The sequence below is a fragment of the Streptomyces sp. CB02009 genome, from assembly GCF_001905825.1.
In the GTDB taxonomy this organism is placed as follows: domain Bacteria; phylum Actinomycetota; class Actinomycetes; order Streptomycetales; family Streptomycetaceae; genus Streptomyces.
On record NZ_LIVV01000004.1, the window covers coordinates 351,425 to 369,578 of the forward strand.

Sequence of the window (18,154 nt, forward strand, 5' to 3'; positions counted from 1 at the left end):
GATCCAGCCTTGCGTCTCGGGCCTCACCACGGAAACATACGATGCACCTGCAAAGTGATGATCATTCTTTCTCATGGGGGCGCAGCGGCATGGGTTTTGACGAGGACTGGGCCGGCATACGGTCCGGCGCGACCGAACAGGCCCCCGTCGGAACGCGGTTGAACCAGCTCGACGGCGGTGGCGGAGGCGGGGGCACCTCCGGTGGGCCGCCCAGCCTCGCTACCGCACCCGCAAAGAAGAAGGCCGCGGCAAACACCATCGAGAACGAGCTGGAACCGGACACGGCCAAGGCCGCCAAGGTCGCCGACGCCGCCACGACCGCCGCCGTCGGCGGCTTCGAGGGCTGGGCGACCGCGACGGGCCTGAAGACGGTCGAGACCACCTGGGACAGCCAGGTGAAGAACCTCCTCGCCCGCCTCGCCTCCGAGAAGACCGCCCTGCGGAGCACCGCGCTCACGTTCGGCCAGCAGGAGCTCGACAACCGGGCCCGTCTCGCCGGGGTCAGGCCGACCTCGCGCATCGAGCAGTACTGAGGGGGCGGACGTACATGCTGACGTACTCCGAGATCATGACGACCGACCTGGGCAAGCTGTCCACCACCGCCGACAAGTGGACGGAGATGGCGGGCGACCTGAAGAAGGTCGAGGAGCGCTACCGCGACAGCGTCGAGTCGCTGACGACCTCCCAGGCCTGGCTCGGCGAGAGCGCCACCGTCGCGCAGACCAACTTCGCGGCCACCCGCTACGAGTACCAGGCCGCCCAGACCCAGGCGAAGGCCACCGCGACGGTGCTGCGCAACGCCCACGAGCAGTTCACCGAGCTGAAGAAGCAGCTGGAGAACGCCCGCGCCGACGCCGTCAAGGCCGGGATGAAGGTGTCCGAGCAGGGCAGGGTCGCCTACGACTACGACCGGCTCTCGGCGAGCGAGCGCAGCGCCCTGCACCACGACCCGGACGGCGCCAAGAGCGTGCGGGAGGCCGAGACGGCCTGGACCGAGCACCTCGACGGCTGCGTCAAGGCCTTCGACCTCGCCGACCAGGACCTGAAGAAGGACCTGGAGGCCCTGGTCAAGGACGGCTACGGCAACAAGAACGACGGCACCCTCGGCACCGGGTTCAACGGTGACGCGGGGAAGGTCGCCGCGGCCGACGACAAGGCCAAGGACGACCGGATGAACCTGGCCTGGCTGAAGATGAAGGACGACGAGACGCTCGACGACTACGTCCAGCGGCTCCAGCGCGACGGCATCGCCAAGCTCACCGGCAACGAGAAACTGGCCGACCTGGTCGACAAGTTCACCAAGGGCACGATCACCGCCGGCGCCTTCGCCGGCGCCCTGACCGCGGCCGGCCTGTACTCGTACAAGCTGTCCAAGGCGATCCGGCCGCCGTTCGTCCACCCGACCGCGCCCGGCACGTTCCTGTCCAAGCACTTCAACATGCGGCTCGCGGGCGCGGCGCCCGGCAGCCTGCTCACCAAGATCCCGCCGGGTCTCGCGACCGCGCTGACCGGCTCGGACGAGGCCGCCATGCTCGGCGGATTCATGCGCAACGGCGCCTTCTTCATGCCGACCGCCGCCGAGGCCAACCTCCTGAAGGTCGCGCAGAACGGCGGTCTCGCCAACGCAGCCAAGGCGGCCGGCGTGCTGCGCGGCGCCGGTGTCGTCGGCGGCGTCGCGGCCACCGCGTACGGCATCGCCAACCTCACCACGTACAACACGGACATGATCAAGGCCGACCCGGCGAAGTTCGCCTCGGACCTCACCGGAACGGCCTTCAGCGCCTCGATGACGGCCCTGACCGTCGCCCCGACCCCGGTCACCCTCGGCCTCGCCGTCGGCACCGGCGTGGCCTACGGCGCCGCGCTGATCTGGGACAACCACGAGGCCATCGGGAAGGGTATCGAGCAGGCCGGGGACTGGATCGGCGACAAGGCGTCCGACGTGGGCTCCGACATCGCGAGCGGGGCGAAGAAGCTGGGCAGCGCCCTGAACCCCTTCGACTGACCCCGGCCGCGCGCCCCCGAGACCCCCCAGACCGAAGAGGAATCCGTTCATGCACACCCAGGTCAGCCCGTTCGAACTCCAGGCGTGGAAGGAGGGGGACCGGCACCGCTACAGCGCCGGCTGGAAGGGGGTCTCCCCGGAGTTCGGCGAGATCACGCTGACGGCGCCGCTCCCCCGCACCAGCCCCGAGTCGCTCGTCTCGGAGGTGCGCGGCGGGCTGCTCCCCGTGGCCTCGTTCGAGGCCCGCGGGATGCACGCCGAGGGGCTCAAGCTGCCGACCCTGAACCGGTCCACGCTGCGGGTCGGCGACCGGATGGTGTACGTGGAGCGGAACCGGCTCGGCGCCACGCTCGCCCAGCGCGCCCTGACCATGAAGTACGCGGGCGACCGGTACCGGCTCGCGGCGCTCGACAAGAACGCGTACGTCCTGACCCGCGAGCCCGACGACGAGGACCCGGGGGTCAGGATCACCGTCCGCGAGTCGGGGCGCGGCAGGAACCGGCGGCTCTCCGTGCGGGCCGAGGGCCGCGCGGAGGGCGGGGACCTGGCCCTGGCCCTGATCTTCGCGGGCGTCGACCGGTCGGCCCTGACCCGGATCGGCGCGGTGAAGGCGGGCATCTCCCGCGTGACCCACTTCTGGACCGAGGCGGCGTACTGATTCCGGCCCGGGCGTGCTCCGCCGCCCGGCCCGGGGCCGCCTCCCTCACACCCACCGCCGCGCCCGTCCCACGGAGCGCACCCGCCGCGCCCGCCCTGCATGCCCCACCTGCCCTACCTGCCGCACCCGCCCTACCCGCCCTACCCGAGTGAGCGACACATGCCTTCCTTCGACGTGACCCGATCCCGTTTCCGGCTGGCCGACGACGAGGTCTTCGTCCTCGCCCAGCTGGCGACCGGTCAGCCGGTCCCGGAGTCCATGGCGCCCGCAGAGGCGCGGCTCCGGGACGCCGGGCTCATCAGCGCGGCAGGGGAGCTGTCCACGCTCCTGCTGCCCCTGCTGCAGACCCTCGTGAACCCCACCGTGATCCTCTCCCTGGAGGCGGGCGGCCGGCAGGGCACCCTGCACCACGGGCTGCTCATCGGCGAGGACCACGTCGTCTGCCACGAGACCTGGCCGGGCGAGGAGGAGGCGGTCTACCGGCTCGTCGAGCCGCGGACCGTGGTGTGGACGCTGGCCGACCTGATCGCCCTGCGCCAGTCCGACACGTCGGGCGCCGGCCCGGCCGGGGAGCAGGTCGTCGAGACGACCGTCGGCGTCCTCGAAGCGGGCCTCCAGGCCCAGGAGAAGGCCGCGTCGACGCCCGGCGCGGACGAGCGGCAGCTGGTCGTCGAGGCGCTGCGGGCCACCGGGGCGGCGGAGGGCACCGCCACGCTGCTCGCACAGCTGATCGTGGAGGTGCGCTCCAGCTGGCGGATGACCGCGGCCTGGCAGGGCCACCAGGACGGGGAGGCCGGTGTACGGGCCCGCGTGGTCGCCGCCTGGGACTGCGGTCCGCTCGGCTACTGGCTGCGCGAGCTGCCCGCCGAGCCGGTGACCGAGGGCGAGGTGACGGCCGCCAGCCCGTTCCGGCTGCGCCGCGTCGCCCCGAAGCGGATCTGGCAGGAGCTGACCGGCCTGCTCCCGGACGAGTCGGAGATCGTCCGTCGCGAGGCCCCGCCGCAGGCGTAGCGGGCCGCGCAGCGGAGCTCGTACGAGAGAAGGCATCGGCCTCACACCCGGCCCCTGCGCCGACGGGGGCCGGGTGGGCGACGGGGGCCGGGTCAGGAGCCGCCCGGGCGACCGAAGCCCGGTCCGGAGCCGTCCCCGCGACGGAGGCCGGGTCCGGAGCCGCCCGCACGACCGGAGCCGCCCGTGCGACCGGGCCCGGTGTGCTCAGGCGCGCTTCGGCGGTGCGACGCCCAGGACCCGGTCCTTCAGCGCCGGGAACTGCTCGCGGGTCGTCGTGACCTTCGCCGGGTCCAGGACCACCCGGAGGATCTCCTCGTCCGGGCCCGCCTCGGCGAGGGTCTCGCCCCAGGGGTCGACGACGATCGAGTGACCGGCCTGCTCCACACCCGCGTGCGTGCCCGCCGTACCGCAGGCGAGGACGTACGCCTGGTTCTCGACGGCGCGGGCCCGGGCGAACAGGCTCCAGTGGGCGCGGCGGCGGGCCGGCCAGCCGGCCGGGACGACGAAGGCCTGCGCGCCCGCGTCGACGAGCCCGCGGAACAGCTCGGGGAAGCGCAGGTCGTAGCAGGTGCCGACGCCCACGGTGAGGTGCGGCAGGTCGACGGTGACCAGGTCCTCCCCTGCGGCCATCATCACCGCCTCGCCCTTGTCGAAGCCGAAGCGGTGGATCTTGCGGTAGGACGCGGCGAGTTCGCCGTCGGGGGAGAGGACCAGCGAGGTGTTGTACAGCGCCCCGCCCTCCGCCTCGACGAAGGAACCGGCGTGCAGCCAGACCCCGGCGTCGCGCGCGGCGGCGGCCATCGCGCGGTGGGTGGGGCCGTTCAGCGGCTCGGACTCGGCGGCGTAGGACTCGTACGCGAAGGCCCCCACGGGCCACAGTTCCGGCAGGACGACCAGGTCGGCGCGGCCGGATTCCTCCCGTACGAGACGGGCCACCCGGGCCCGTCGGGCGTCGACCGGTTCGTCCGGGTCTACCGCGATCTGGATCAGCGAGGCGCGCACACTACCACCGTCCTGGCATTCGAGCCGTCAACACCGGCCTACGATCGTCACACGAAAGCACTGCCGGGGTGCCTTCGGGCAGCGTAACTTAGCGTCCGAGCCTCCCACCCAGTCGTGTTTTCAGCCCGCGCACCGAAGAACCGCCGAGGGGTCCCGTGACCGTCCATCCCAGCCTCCAGAACTACGCCGACGCCTGGACCCACTCCATCGAGGCGATAGCCGAGCTGGTGCAGCCGCTCGTGGAGGGGGAGTGGAACCGGCCCACACCGTGCCCAGGCTGGTCGGTGCGGGACATCGTGTCGCATGTGATCGGCATGGAGACCGAGATGCTCGGCGACCCGCGCCCGATCCACTCGCTGCCGCGCGATCTCTACCACGTACGCAGCGACTTCGCGCGCTACATGGAGGTCCAGGTCGACGTGCGGCGGCACCACACCGCGCCGGAGATGACCTCGGAGCTGGAGTACATCCTGATCCGCCGGGCCCGGCAGCTCCGCAACGAGAACCGCTCCCCCGAGCACCTGATCCGCGCGCCCCTCGGCGCCGAGCAGTCCCTGGAACTGGCGTACCGGATGCGCGCCTTCGACGTGTGGGTGCACGAGCAGGACCTGCGGGTCGCGCTCGGCGTGCCGGGCAACCTGGACTCGGCGGGCGCCCATGTGACGCGCGACGTGCTCCTGGAGGCCCTGCCGAAGGTCATCGCCAAGGACGCGGGCGCGCCCGCCTCTTCGGCCGTCGTGGTCGACGTCAGCGGCCCGCTGGAGTTCCTGCGGACGGTACGGGTCGACGCGGAGGGCCGGGGTTCCATCGACGGCGCGCCCTCGCTGGGCCCCGCGGTGACGCTCGCGACGGACTGGGAGACGTTCGTGCGCCTCGCCTGCGGCCGGGTCCGGCCGGCCGATGTGGCCGACCGGGTCAAGACGGAGGGCGACGAGGCGCTGGCGCAGGCCATCCTCGACAACTTCGCGGTGACTCCTCGCTAGTTCGCCCCGCGGCGGTCCGCGGGACGGTACGTCCTGGACGGGCGGACGCCTAGACCGGTACGTGCACGGCCTCCACCCTGCTGGCGACGAGCCGCTCCCGTTCCCTGCGGTGGGTACGGGCCTTGAGGCGGAGGATCTGGACGACGCCCAGGGCCTCCAGGACGAAGACCGACGAGAACGCGATCCGGTAGTTGTCGCCGGTCGCGTCGAGCAGCACGCCCACGGCGAGCAGCGTCGTCATCGAGGCCACGAAACCGCCCATGTTGACGATGCCGGACGCGGTGCCCTGACGCTCCGGCGGGTTCGCCGGGCGGGCGAAGTCGAAGCCGATCATCGAGGCCGGTCCGCAGGCACCGAGGACCAGGCAGAGGGTGACGAGCAGCCACATCGGGGCGTGGTCCCCGGGGTACGCGAGGGTGGTCGCCCACAGCAGCGCGGTCGCGGCGACCGTGCCGAGGGCGAGCGGGGCGCGGGCCGTGTGGTGACGGGCGATGATCTGCCCGTACGCGAGGCCGACGACCATGTTCGACAGGACGACCAGGGTGAGCAGGGTCCCCGCGGTCGACCGGGACAGACCCTGTGCCTCGACCAGGTACGGCAGTCCCCACAGCAGCAGGAAGACCATCGCGGGGAACTGGGTGGTGAAGTGCACCCACATGCCGAGCCGCGTGCCGGGTTCCCGCCAGGACTCGGCGATCTGACGGCGCACGAAGGCGGCGCCCGCGTGGGTGGCGGGCTGCGGTGCGTAGCCCTCGGGGTGGTCCTTGAGGAAGAGCAGCAGCAGGACCAGGACGACGACACCGGCCAGGGAGCTGCCGACGAACGTGGTCGTCCAGCCGAGGCCGTGCAGGGCGCGGGCGATGAAGACGGTGGAGACCAGGTTGCCGGCCATGCCGAAGAGGGCGGCCACCTGCCCGATGAGCGGGCCGCGGCGGGCCGGGAACCAGCGGCTGCCGAGCCGCAGGACGCTGATGAAGGTCATGGCGTCGCCGCAGCCGAGCAGCGCCCGGGAGGCGAGCGCGGTGCCGTACGAGGGCGAGAGCGCGAAGCCCAGCTGGCCGAGGGTGAAGAGGACGACGCCGAGGGCGAGGACCTTCTTGGTGCCGAGCCGGTCGACCATGAGGCCGACGGGTATCTGCATGCCCGCGTAGACGAGCAGCTGGAGGATCGAGAAGGTGGAGAGCGCGGAGGCGTTGACGTCGAAGCGGTCGGCGGCGTCGAGTCCGGCGACCCCGAGGGACGTGCGGAAGATGACGGCGACGAAGTAGACGGCGACGCCGACGCCCCAGACGAGGGCGGCCCGGCGGCCGCCGGGCGGATCGCCGGGGAGGGTGACGGCGGAGCCGTAGCCGTTGCGGCCGCTCATCGGTCCTCGCCCCGGACCAGGACCTTGACCCAGCTGAGGTGCTGGCGGACGCAGTGCGCCGCGCCCTCGGCGTCGCCGGCTCTTATCCGGTCGAGGATCTCGGCGTGCTCGGTGATGTTCTTGGCGACGCGGTCGGGCTGGGACTGCATCACGGCCACGCCCATCCGCAGCTGGCGGTCGCGGAGCTGGTCGTAGAGGCGGGAGAGGATCTGGTTGCCGGCGTGCTGCACGATCTCGGCGTGGAAGCACCGGTCGGTGACCGCCACCTCGGCGAGGTCCCCGGCCGCGGCGCGCAGCTTCTGCTCCTCCAGGAGCTCCTCGAGGCGCTCCACGAGCGAGGCGGGCGCGGGCACGGCCCGGCGGACGGCGAACTCCTCGACGAGCAGCCGGGTCTCGACGACGTCGGCGATCTCCTGCGCGGAGACGGCGAGGACGAGGGCGCCCTTCTTCGGATAGAGCTTGAGCAGCCCTTCCATCTCCAGCTTGAGCAGCGCCTCACGGACCGGCGTCCGTGACACCCCCACGGCGAGGGCGAGTTCGCCCTCGGTGAGGAGGGTGCCCCCCTCGTAGCGCCGGTCGAGGACGGCCTGCTTGACGTGCATGTAGACACGGTCGGCTGCGGGGGGTGCGGATGCCATGCGTACAGCTTAGATACAACAAGGGTGCAAGGGCAGCCGTGTCCACGATGCGGAATCGGCTGCGGTGCGGGCGGAGGAGCCCCGGCGTGAAGCGGGTCGGGCACGGGCGGCTTCGACGATCTCCCTCACCTTCCGCGGGGTGGACCACGCTCGTGGTGGCTGTGGCGCGCGCCAGTCGGTCACCACAGCGAAACACCCGGCCGGGAGAGTGTCCTCCCCGGCCGGGTGTTTCACGTGAAACGTCGCAACTCAGGCTTTACGCCCAGCTGATCAGCCTCTTCGGCTGCTCCAGGATCGCGGCGACGTCCGCCAGGAACTTGGAGCCGAGCTCGCCGTCGACCAGGCGGTGGTCGAAGGAAAGGGCCAGCGTCGTGACCTGGCGCGGCTTCACCTTGCCCTTGTGGACCCACGGCTGGAGCTTGATCGCGCCGACCGCGAGGATCGCGGACTCGCCGGGGTTCAGGATGGGCGTACCGGTGTCGACGCCGAAGACGCCGACGTTGGTGATGGTGAAGGTGCCGCCCTGCATCGCCGCCGGGGTGGTCTTCCCGTCGCGGGCCGTGGAGATCAGCTCGCTCAGCGACGCAGAGAGCTCGGGCAGGGTCTGCGCGTGCGCGTCCTTGATGTTCGGCACGAGCAGACCGCGCGGGGTGGCCGCGGCGATGCCCAGGTTCACGTAGTGCTTGAGGACGATCTCCTGCGCCGCCTCGTCCCAGGCCGCGTTGATCTCCGGGTTGCGCCGGACGGCGACCAGGACGGCCTTGGCGATGAGGAGCAGCGGGTTGACCCGCAGGCCCGCCATGTCCGTACCGGACTTGAGCTCCTCGACCAGCTTCATCGTGCGCGTGATGTCGAAGGTCACGAACTCGGTGACGTGCGGGGCGGTGAACGCCGAGCCGACCATCGCCGCCGCCGTGGCCTTCCGTACGCCCTTGACGGGGACACGGGTCTCCCGGGCGTCGGCCGACACGGCGGGCGCGGCCTGCACGGCCGGCGCGGCCGCCGGAACGGCCACGGGCTCGGCGACGGGCGCCGGGGCCTCGACGGCCGGCGCGGGCGCCGGAGCGGCCGCCGCGTGGACGTCCTCACGGGTGATGATGCCGTCCGGGCCGGTCGGGGTGACCGTCGCCAGGTCGACGCCGAGGTCCTTCGCGAGCTTCCGGACCGGCGGCTTCGCCAGCGGTCGCCCGGCGCCCGGCCCGTGCCCGTTGAGCTGCTCCGGCACGGAGACCGGAACGGCGACGGGGACGGCGACGACGGCCGGAGCCGCCTGCGCCGGAGCGGCGGGAGCGGCCGGGACCGCGCCCTGCGCCGCCTTGCGCGGGCGCCGCTTGGTGGAGCTCGCGGCCACGCCGTAGCCGACGAGGACCGGCGTACGGCCCTGCGGCTCGGCCTCCTCCTCGACGGCCGGGGCGACCGGAGCGGGCGCCGCGGCCTGGACGACCGGAGCGGCCTCGGCCGCCGGCGCCTCGGGCGCGGCCCCGCCGCCGACGTTCACCGAGATGATGACCTGGCCGACGTCGACCGTGGTCCCCTCGGGGAAGCGCAGCTCGTGGACCGTGCCGTCGAACGGGATCGGCAGCTCGACCGCGGCCTTGGCCGTCTCGACCTCGCACACGACCTGGCCGTCCTCGACCGTGTCACCGGGCTGGACGTACCACTTGAGGATCTCGGCCTCGGTGAGGCCCTCGCCCACATCGGGCATCTTGAATTCGCGGATCGTCACGGTGCTCTCCTCAGTACGCCAGCGAGCGGTCGACGGCGTCGAGCACGCGATCGAGACCCGGCAGGTACTCCTCCTCCAGGCGCGCCGGCGGGTACGGCGCGTGGTAGCCGCCGACCCGCAGGACGGGGGCCTCCAGGTGGTAGAAGCAGCGCTCGGTGATCCGGGCGGCGATCTCCGCGCCGGCACCGTAGAAGACCGGGGCCTCGTGGACCACCACGAGGTGGCGGGTCTTCTCGACGGACCGCTGGATGGCGTCGAAGTCGATCGGGGACATCGAGCGGAGGTCCAGGACCTCGACCGACTTGCCCTCCTCCTGGGCGGCCGCGGCGGCCTCCAGGCAGACCTTCACCATCGGCCCGTACGCGGCGAGCGTCAGGTCGGTGCCCTCGCGGGCCACCCGGGCGTCGTGGAGCGCGCCGGGGATGGCCTCGGTGTCGACCTCGCTCTTGTCCCAGTAGCGCCGCTTGGGCTCGAAGAAGATGACCGGGTCGTCGCTCTGGATGGCCTGCTGGAGCATCCAGTAGGCGTCCGAGGAGTTGGACGGCGAGACGACCTTGAGGCCCGGTACGTGCGCGAAGAGCGCCTCGGGGGACTCGGAGTGGTGCTCGACCGCGCCGATGCCGCCGCCGTACGGGATGCGGATGACGACGGGCATCTTGACCTTGCCGAGCGCACGGGCGTGCATCTTGGCGAGCTGCGTGACGATCTGGTCGTACGCGGGGAAGACGAAACCGTCGAACTGGATCTCGACGACCGGGCGGTAGCCGCGCAGGGCCAGGCCGATCGCGGTGCCGACGATGCCGGACTCGGCGAGCGGCGAGTCGATGACCCGGTCCTCGCCGAAGTCCTTCTGCAGACCGTCGGTGACCCGGAAGACACCGCCGAGCTTGCCGACGTCCTCGCCCATGATGAGGACCTTGGGGTCGGTCTCCAGCGCCTTGCGGAGCGACTCGTTGAGCGCCTTGGCGAGCGGAAGCTTCTGTACAGCCATGGTTACTTGACCTCGCCATCCGCGAAGGACGCCTGGTAGGCGGCGAACTGCGCGCGCTCCTCGTCGACGAGCGCGTGCCCGTCCGCGTACACGTTCTCGAAGATCGCCATGTCGTCGGGGTCGGGCATGTTCCGCACGCCCTCGCGGACGCGCTTGCCGAGCGCCTCGCTCTCGGCCTCCAGAGCCTCGAAGAAGGCCTCGTCGGCGTGGCCCTCCCGCTCCAGGTACGCCTTGAGGCGCAGGATCGGGTCCTTGGCCTCCCAGGCCTCCCGCTCCTCGTCCCGGCGGTACTTCGTCGGGTCGTCGGAGGTGGTGTGGGCACCCATGCGGTAGGTGAAGGCCTCGACGAGGGTCGGGCCCTCGCCGCGGCGGGCGCGCTCCAGGGCGGAGCGGGTGACCGCGAGGCAGGCCAGGACGTCGTTGCCGTCGACCCGGACGCCGGGGAAGCCGAAGCCGCGGGCGCGCTGGTAGAGCGGGACGCGGGTCTGCTTCTCGGTGGGCTCGGAGATCGCCCACTGGTTGTTCTGGCAGAAGAACACGACGGGCGCGTTGTAGACCGCGGAGAAGGTGAACGCCTCGTTGACGTCGCCCTGGCTGGAGGCGCCGTCACCGAAGTAGGCGATCACGGCGGAATCCGCGCCGTCCTTGGCGATACCCATCGCATAACCCGTGGCGTGCAGGGTCTGGGAGCCGATGACGATCGTGTAGAGGTGGAAATTGTTGCTGTTGGGATCCCAGCCACCGTGGTTCACACCGCGGAACATTCCCAGCAGATTCGTCGGGTCGACACCGCGGACCCACGCGACACCGTGTTCGCGGTAGGTCGGAAAGACGTAGTCGTCATCCCGCAGCGCACGGCCGGAGCCGATCTGGGCGGCCTCCTGGCCGAGCAGCGACGCCCACAGGCCCAGCTCGCCCTGACGCTGCAGGGAGGTCGCCTCGGCGTCGAAGCGACGGGTGAGGACCATGTCGCGGTAGAGACCGCGCAGCTCCTCGGCGCTCAGGTCGATGTCGTAATCGGGGTGCTGGACGCGCTCTCCCTCGGGCGTCAGCAGCTGGACGAGCTCAGGCTCTGCGCTCTGCGCCGCCGGTGCCTTCTTCGCGCTTGCGGCGCTGGTGGTGCGCTTGGCGCCGCTGCTGCGTCGCGTCGTCTTGCGCGCGGCAGTGCTCTCCACGGTCACGTGCGTGCTCCTCCGTCGGTCCGGCCTCCGGGTTCGCCGGTAAGCCAGTGCGGCTCCGCCTTATCCGTACCCTTCGCACGGGGTGGGTGCGACGCGGCCGGAGTCGGGCGTGACAGGTGCTCCGGCGAACGCCGTCATAGGCACGTTACCCATAGTGCGGCATTCCTGCGAAACCCCACCTGACCTGCGATTTTGCTTGGATTTCCAAGTAAATCGAGAAAAGGGGGACTCGCTGCTGGTCAGCGCATGGACAACGGCCCGACGCCGTCGTCGGAACATCCGGCACGTTATCCCGCGCACCCCGGGCGCGGGAAGAGCCAATATGTGAGACTGGCAGCGTGCGCGAAGAAGGAAAAATCCGGGTATTTCTGCTGGACGACCATGAAGTCGTCCGGCGCGGCGTCCACGAGCTGCTCTCCGTGGAGGACGACATCGAGGTGGTCGGGGAGGCCGGGACGGCGGCGGACGCGCTGGTCAGGATCCCCGCGACCCGTCCCGACGTCGCCGTGCTCGACGTCCGGCTGCCGGACGGCAGCGGGGTCGAGGTGTGCCGGGAGATCCGTTCGCAGGACGAGGACATCAAGTGCCTGATGCTGACCTCGTACGCGGACGACGAGGCGCTCTTCGACGCGATCATGGCCGGAGCCTCGGGTTATGTCCTCAAGGCCATCCGCGGCAACGAACTCCTGAACGCGGTACGGGACGTGGCGGCCGGCAAGTCGCTGCTCGACCCGGTGGCCACCGCCCGCGTCCTGGAGCGGCTGCGCGACGGCAACAGTCCGAAGGGTGACGACAAGCTCGCCAGTCTGACGGAGCAGGAGCGCAAGATCCTGGACCTGATCGGCGAGGGCCTGACCAACCGGGTCATCGGCGAGCGCCTCCACCTCGCGGAGAAGACCATCAAGAACTATGTCTCCAGCCTGCTGTCGAAGCTGGGCATGGAGCGGCGCTCGCAGGCCGCCGCCTACGTGGCGCGGCTCCAGGCGGAGCGCCACTGACGCACGCCGGGGCCCCGGAGCGGGCCGCGCGCCGTCGGTGACGCCGGAACGGGCCGCGCCGCCGGTGAGGCCGGAGCGCGGCCGACCGCCCCGATTCGGGACCTACGTCCCCGCGAAACCGGGGCAGGGGCCCCTTTTCCGACACGGTGCCGGTGGCGGAGAGTGGATGCCATGTCCACCGACGAGATCCGCGCCATCGAGCTGCTCAGCCGTGTGTCGTACGGCCGGGTGGCGACGAGCATGCGGGCGATGCCGTTCGTCGCCCCCGCCCGCCACATCGTGGCCGACGGCCGCGTCCTGCTCCGGCTGCACCGGGGCCTCGGCTACCACCGCGCCTGCAACGGCAGCGTCGTCGCCTACGGTGCGGACAACTTCAGCTCCGGGTCCGCGAACCTCTGGTCCGTGCAGTTCACCGGCACCGCGGAGATCGTCGAGCCGACCGCGGAGGAGCTCGCGGAGTTCGGCACCGAGCCCGAGCTGGTGGACGGCGAGGCCTTCGACCCGGTTTACATGCGCATCGAACCGCAGTTCGTGACGGTGCACGCGCTCGACTACGCGAGCGAGACCCCGGGCACCCGGCCCGCCCCCCACTCCGTCCGGCGACACCTCCACCACGTAGCGTGATCTAACATCTGGTAAGTGCCGCGCTCATATGAACCGCCCACTCCACCGGCCGAACCGCCCGGCCCCCGGACCGGCGGTCGCCGACCGGGCGCCCACCGGTCCGCCGCCTCCCCACCCGCCGCACCGCTCGGCGCCCCACCCGCACCCCTCGGGGCCCCGCCCGCCCCGCCGGTCGGCGCCCTGCTCCGCCGCCACCGGTACGCCGGAGAACCCCTCTCCTGCGTGCCCGTCGCCGAAGGGCTCCTCAACCGCGGCTTCCGCCTCTCCACCACCCGCGGCACCTACTTCCTCAAACAGCACCTCGACGCGCCCACCGCCGATCGCGCCACCATCGCCCGGCAGCACCGCGCCACCCAGCGGCTGCACGCCCTCGGCCTGCCCGTCGCCCCGCCGCTGCCCGACACCACCGGCCGCACGGTCGCCGTCGTCGACGGCCACTGCTACGCCCTGCACCCCTGGATCGACGGCCGCCACCGCGACGGCGCCCAGCTCTCCCTGGGCTGCTCCCGGCGCCTCGGCACCCTCCTCGGCCAGGTCCACACCGCCCTGGACCGGGTCATGGAGCCCTCGGGGCCCGACGGGGCCGGCGCCACCGCCGGCGACGCCGTCTGCGCCAGCGCGGACCTCCTGGACACCTTCCGGGCCATCGACGAGCTGATCCGCCTGGCCCGCGCCCACCGCCCCCGCGACAGCTTCGACGCGCTCGCCGAGCACCGCCTCAGGGAACGCCGCCGGCTCCTCGCCCAGCACGCCCACCACCGCCCGCCGCCCGCCGCGGCCGCCGGCTGGGTGCACGGCGACTTCCACCCGCTGAACCTGCTCTACCGGGGCGCCGAGCCCGCCGCGATCATCGACTGGGACCGGCTCGGGGTCCGCCCGAGGGCCGAGGAGGCGGTCAGGGCCGCCGCCATCTTCTTCGTAAGGCCGGGGGGCGAGCTGGCCCTGGAGAAGGTCCGGGCGTACGCGCGCGCGTACCGGCGGGCGACCGGCGCCGACCGCGCCGAGCTGGCGGCGGCGGTGCGCCGGGTGTGGTGGGAGCGGCTCAACGACTTCTGGACCCTGCGCTGGCGCTACCAGCTGCACGACCGAAGGGCCGACCCGCAGTTTCCTGCGATGTCGGCCCTGGCGGTCTGGTGGACCCGCGAGTACGAGGCGGTGAGCGACGCGTTCGCGGGGTGAGGCGGCGTCCGGGCCGGGGGCCCGGGCCGAGCCCGGTCAGCCGGTCTCGGTGCCGTCCGTCGCCGGCGGGTCCGTGTTGCCGCCGCCCCCGGTCGGGTCGGTGGTCGTCTCGGTCGGCCCCGGGTCCGTGGGATCGGTCGGCGGATCCGTCGGCTCCGTCGGCTCGTCCGTGGGCTCCGTCGGCGGCGCGGTCGTCCTCGACGGCTCCGTCGTCGGCGGAGCCGTGGTCGGCGGCTGGGTCGTCGGCTGGTACGTGGTCGGCGGCGGCCACGGGTTCTGCGTGGCACCCCCGTCCGACGTGCCCGGGTCGGTCGACGGCTCCTCGGAGGGCTCCTCCGAGGGCGTCGGCTCCTGCGACTGCGTCGACGGGGCCGTGCTGACCGTCGGCGTCGGCGTGCGGCCCTTCTGGTTGCCCGGGTCGCCCGCCTTGTCCAGGGCGTAGGCGACACCGGCGACCACCGCGACCAGCGCGAGCGCGGCGAACAGCCAGATCTTGCCGCGGCGGCCGTTGCCCCCGGTGTGCGAGCCGTACGCGCCGTCCTGGCCGTAGCCGCCGGTCCCGCCCGTACCGCCGTCGTAGCCGCCGTACCCGCCGACGCCGCCGTCCTCCGGGTTCCGCGGCGGAAGGATCGGGCCCTGCGCGGTCTCGCCGTGCGTGGGGTGACCCATCGCGGTCGTCGCGGCCATGCCGCCGACCGGGGTGTGCCCGCCCTCGTGCGCCTCGACCGGCCCGGTGTTCCACGTGCCGGTGTGGCCGCCCTGCTGCTGGAGCATCTGCAGGCCGTACTGGATGAGGCCGCGCATCTCCTCGGCGCTCTGGAACCGGTCGTCCGGGTCCTTCGCGAGCGAGCGCATCACCAGACCGTCCAGCTCCGGCGGCACGGACTGCGTGACGTCGGACGGCGGGACCGGCGCGTCCTGGACGTGCTGGTACACGACGGACAGCGGGGTCTCACCGGTGAACGGGGGACGCAGCGCGAGGAGTTCGTAGAGGAGGCAGCCCGTCGCGTACAGGTCGGAGCGGTGGTCGACGGCCTTGCCGAGCGCCTGCTCCGGGGAGAGGTACTGAGGGGTGCCCATGACCATGCCGGTCTGGGTCATCGTCGACTGCGCGCCGTGCAGGGCGCGGGCGATGCCGAAGTCCATGACCTTCACGGCGCCGCCGTGGGTGATGATCACGTTCGCCGGCTTGATGTCGCGGTGCACGATGCCGTGCTGGTGCGAGTAGGCCAGCGCCTCCAGGACTCCGGAGACGATGATGAGGGCCTGCTCGGGCCCGGGGGCCTCGGCGCTGAGCAGCAGGTCGCGGATGGTGCGGCCCTCGACCAGCTCCATCACGATGTACGGCACGGGCCGGCCGGCCACGAGGTCCTCGCCGGAGTCGTAGACCGCGACGATGGCGTGGTGGTTGAGCCCTGCGACCGACTGCGCCTCACGCGTGAAGCGGGCCTTGGAGACCGGGTCCTCGGCGAGGTCGGCGCGCAGCAGCTTGACCGCGACCGTACGGCCGAGCCGTACGTCCTCGGCCGCGAAGACCTCCGCCATGCCGCCGCGCCCCAGGCGGTGCGTCAGGCGGTAGCGGCCGTCGCCGACGACCCCGCCGACGCCCCAGGACTCCGCCGACGAGTCGGGCACACCGCCGCCTGCTCCGGATTCGGGTGCCATCAGTCCTCGCCGTCGTCTGTCGTGCCGTGTCCAGTCGTCACGCTACAGGCTCCGTACGACACCACGGTCCGAGATGGACCGGCCATCCAACCCCTTCCACGTACACCTGTGCAAATTCGGCAGGATTCCTCCGCCCCCGCGGAAACGGTTCGGGGGACCTTCCTGTGCGGAGGGTCACGGAACGGGCACCTGGCTTGACGTGTCACTGCCCTCGGGCAGACTTGGCCAGGAAATTCCGGATCGACGCCGCCACGCGCGCGTATGGGGGAGCACAGATGAGCCAGGACGGCGCACAGGGCCGCTATGCGGGCGGTTCGGTCGCGGGCGGCCGGTACCAGCTGCGCGACCTTCTCGGCGAGGGCGGCATGGCGTCGGTCTACCTGGCCTACGACAGTGCGCTCGACCGCCAGGTCGCCATCAAGACGCTGCACACCGAGCTCGGCCGGGAGCAGTCCTTCCGCGAGCGCTTCCGCCGCGAGGCGCAGGCGGTCGCGAAGCTGTCGCACACCAACATCGTCTCGGTCTTCGACACCGGCGAGGACACCCTCGACGGCGCCGTCATGCCGTACATCGTCATGGAGTACGTGGAGGGGCAGCCGCTCGGCTCGGTCCTCGCCTCGGACATCCAGCAGTACGGCGCGATGCCGGCCGACAAGGCGCTGAAGGTCACGGCCGACGTGCTCGCCGCCCTCGAGGTCAGCCACGAGATGGGCCTGGTCCACCGCGACATCAAGCCCGGCAACGTGATGCAGACCAAGCGCGGCGTGGTCAAGGTCATGGACTTCGGCATCGCGCGGGCCATGCAGTCCGGCGTGACGTCGATGACGCAGACCGGCATGGTCGTCGGCACCCCTCAGTACCTCTCCCCCGAGCAGGCCCTCGGGCGCGCGGTGGACGCCCGCTCCGACCTCTACTCGGTCGGCATCATGCTCTTCCAGCTGCTGACCGGCCGGCTCCCCTTCGACGCCGACTCCCCGCTGGCCATCGCCTACGCGCACGTGCAGGAGGAGCCGGTCGCCCCGTCGACCGTCAACCGGGCCGTGACGCCGGCGATGGACGCCCTCGTCGCCCGCGCGCTGCGAAAGAACCCGAACGAGCGGTTCCCGAGCGCGGCCGCGATGCGCGACGAGTGCCTGCGGGTGCTCTCCGCCGGTCAGACCGGTGCCCCGGTGATCGTCGCCGGCGGCCCCGTCAGCAGCGGTGCGGGCGTCGGCTCCGCGGTCTTCCCGCCCGTCGGCCAGACCCCGCCGCCGGCCCCGCACTCCGCACCGCACGGGGTGCAGCACCCCTACCAGCCGCCGACGCCGCAGCCCGGACCGTACGGTCCGGCGACCCCGGCCCCCGCCTCTTCGTACGGCTACCCGCAGCAGGCGCCGACGCACGCTCCGGCGTACCAGACCCCGTCCCACGCCCCGCAGGCCTCGTACCAGGCGCCCACCCCCGCGCCGTACGCCCCGGTGCACACCCCCGCGCCCACCTCGACGGGCGGCGGCTCGCGGCGGAACACGCCGGTGATCGTGGGCGCGGCCGTCGTCGCCCTGCTCGCGATCGGCGGTCTGGTCGTCGCCCTGAACCTCGACAAGGGCGATGACCCCGAGGCCGGCGGCACCGGCGGCACGGGCACCCAGCAGAGCCAGACCGCGGCCCCCGGCCACAAGGGCCCGGACCTCACCAAGACGATCGACCCCAAGAAGTGCAGCCAGCCGACGGAGTCGAGCGACGACCCGGAGAAGTTCGAGGTCCCCAACTTCACGTACAAGAACATCCAGTCGGTGAAGGCCTGCGTCCAGGCCGCCGGCTGGAAGATCATGACGCAGACCCCGGTGGACGAGTCCACGTACGGCGAGGGCACGGTCCTGGAGCAGTACCCGCCGGCCGGCGAGGACATCACCGACAAGGACGCCGAGTTCACCCTGAAGATCTCGACGGGCAACCCGGGGCAGTAGGGCGGATCCGCCCCCGGTCCCACGACGGCGCGGACGCTTCCGCGCCGTCCGGACCCCTTCCTTACTCCTCCTGACGCCCCTTTACGTCCGCTGCACCCGCCCCGGATGCCGGAAGCGTCCCGACATGTGACGCTGAGTCCACTATCTCGTCGGCTCGGCACGGGAGGGGGTCACCCGGTGA

General features: G+C 72.1%; 16 protein-coding genes. 9 read left to right on the plus strand and 7 right to left on the minus strand.

Annotated elements, in window-relative coordinates; translation table 11 throughout:
• Nucleotides 1–89 precede the first annotated feature (89 nt).
• From AMK27_RS17910 to AMK27_RS17925, 4 genes are all read left to right on the plus strand, one after another.
• Nucleotides 90–533 carry a hypothetical protein gene (locus AMK27_RS17910; protein WP_073908533.1) on the plus strand — a complete coding sequence of 148 codons (444 nt, stop codon included), beginning with the start codon at nucleotides 90–92 and terminating at the stop codon, nucleotides 531–533.
• A 14-nt stretch (nucleotides 534–547) separates the two neighbouring features.
• The gene (locus AMK27_RS17915; protein WP_073908536.1) at nucleotides 548–2,005 is read left to right on the plus strand and encodes a hypothetical protein; all 1,458 of its coding nucleotides are present in this window, start codon (nucleotides 548–550) and stop codon (nucleotides 2,003–2,005) included.
• 49 nt (nucleotides 2,006–2,054) lie between these two features.
• Nucleotides 2,055–2,663, plus strand: coding sequence for a hypothetical protein (locus AMK27_RS17920; protein ID WP_073908539.1), 609 nt, complete (start codon nucleotides 2,055–2,057; stop codon nucleotides 2,661–2,663).
• Between the two features lie 159 nt (nucleotides 2,664–2,822).
• On the plus strand, nucleotides 2,823–3,674 hold the full coding sequence (locus tag AMK27_RS17925; protein ID WP_073908542.1) for a histidine kinase: 852 nt from the start codon (nucleotides 2,823–2,825) through the stop codon (nucleotides 3,672–3,674).
• A gap of 204 nt (nucleotides 3,675–3,878) precedes the next feature.
• On the opposite strand, the gene AMK27_RS17930 is transcribed toward AMK27_RS17925, so the two are convergent.
• Nucleotides 3,879–4,676, minus strand: coding sequence for a carbon-nitrogen family hydrolase (locus AMK27_RS17930; protein ID WP_073908544.1), 798 nt, complete (start codon nucleotides 4,674–4,676; stop codon nucleotides 3,879–3,881).
• A 155-nt stretch (nucleotides 4,677–4,831) separates the two neighbouring features.
• Here AMK27_RS17930 and AMK27_RS17935 point away from each other — a divergent pair, with 155 nt between their 5' ends.
• Nucleotides 4,832–5,659 (plus strand): maleylpyruvate isomerase family mycothiol-dependent enzyme, encoded by an 828-nt coding sequence (locus AMK27_RS17935; RefSeq protein ID WP_073908547.1) that lies wholly within the window; start codon nucleotides 4,832–4,834, stop codon nucleotides 5,657–5,659.
• A gap of 49 nt (nucleotides 5,660–5,708) precedes the next feature.
• Here AMK27_RS17935 and AMK27_RS17940 read toward each other — a convergent pair whose 3' ends face one another.
• From AMK27_RS17940 to pdhA, 5 genes are all read right to left on the minus strand, one after another.
• Nucleotides 5,709–7,025 carry an MFS transporter gene (locus AMK27_RS17940; protein WP_073908550.1) on the minus strand — a complete coding sequence of 439 codons (1,317 nt, stop codon included), beginning with the start codon at nucleotides 7,023–7,025 and terminating at the stop codon, nucleotides 5,709–5,711.
• Entirely contained in the window at nucleotides 7,022–7,663 is a 642-nt protein-coding gene (locus tag AMK27_RS17945) for a GntR family transcriptional regulator (protein WP_073908553.1), read from the minus strand. The genes AMK27_RS17940 and AMK27_RS17945 overlap by 4 nt, the downstream gene beginning before the upstream one ends.
• Before the next feature lie 256 nt (nucleotides 7,664–7,919).
• A complete protein-coding gene (locus tag AMK27_RS17950) occupies nucleotides 7,920–9,368 on the minus strand; it encodes a dihydrolipoamide acetyltransferase family protein (RefSeq protein WP_073909516.1) in 1,449 nt (482 codons plus the stop codon).
• Nucleotides 9,369–9,399: 31 nt separating this feature from the next.
• Entirely contained in the window at nucleotides 9,400–10,380 is a 981-nt protein-coding gene (locus AMK27_RS17955) for an alpha-ketoacid dehydrogenase subunit beta (RefSeq protein WP_073908556.1), read from the minus strand.
• Between the two features lie 2 nt (nucleotides 10,381–10,382).
• The gene (gene pdhA, locus AMK27_RS17960; protein WP_073908559.1) at nucleotides 10,383–11,561 is read right to left on the minus strand and encodes a pyruvate dehydrogenase (acetyl-transferring) E1 component subunit alpha; all 1,179 of its coding nucleotides are present in this window, start codon (nucleotides 11,559–11,561) and stop codon (nucleotides 10,383–10,385) included.
• 338 nt (nucleotides 11,562–11,899) lie between these two features.
• On the opposite strand from pdhA, the gene AMK27_RS17965 reads away from it, so the two are divergent.
• The 3 genes from AMK27_RS17965 to AMK27_RS17975 all read left to right on the plus strand — a co-directional run bounded on the left by AMK27_RS17965 (nucleotide 11,900) and on the right by AMK27_RS17975 (nucleotide 14,362).
• The gene (locus tag AMK27_RS17965) at nucleotides 11,900–12,559 is read left to right on the plus strand and encodes a response regulator (protein ID WP_073908562.1); all 660 of its coding nucleotides are present in this window, start codon (nucleotides 11,900–11,902) and stop codon (nucleotides 12,557–12,559) included.
• A gap of 171 nt (nucleotides 12,560–12,730) precedes the next feature.
• Nucleotides 12,731–13,183, plus strand: a complete 453-nt coding sequence (locus AMK27_RS17970) for a pyridoxamine 5'-phosphate oxidase family protein (protein ID WP_073908564.1) — start codon at nucleotides 12,731–12,733, stop codon at nucleotides 13,181–13,183.
• A 180-nt stretch (nucleotides 13,184–13,363) separates the two neighbouring features.
• On the plus strand, nucleotides 13,364–14,362 hold the full coding sequence (locus AMK27_RS17975) for a phosphotransferase (protein WP_073909520.1): 999 nt from the start codon (nucleotides 13,364–13,366) through the stop codon (nucleotides 14,360–14,362).
• A gap of 36 nt (nucleotides 14,363–14,398) precedes the next feature.
• Here the strand turns inward: AMK27_RS17975 and AMK27_RS17980 are convergent, their stop codons facing one another.
• Complete coding sequence (locus AMK27_RS17980; RefSeq protein WP_073908567.1) at nucleotides 14,399–16,027, minus strand: protein kinase domain-containing protein; 1,629 nt, start codon at nucleotides 16,025–16,027, stop codon at nucleotides 14,399–14,401.
• A gap of 275 nt (nucleotides 16,028–16,302) precedes the next feature.
• On the opposite strand from AMK27_RS17980, the gene AMK27_RS17985 reads away from it, so the two are divergent.
• Nucleotides 16,303–17,973, plus strand: coding sequence for a protein kinase domain-containing protein (locus AMK27_RS17985; protein ID WP_073908570.1), 1,671 nt, complete (start codon nucleotides 16,303–16,305; stop codon nucleotides 17,971–17,973).
• Nucleotides 17,974–18,154 lie beyond the last annotated feature (181 nt).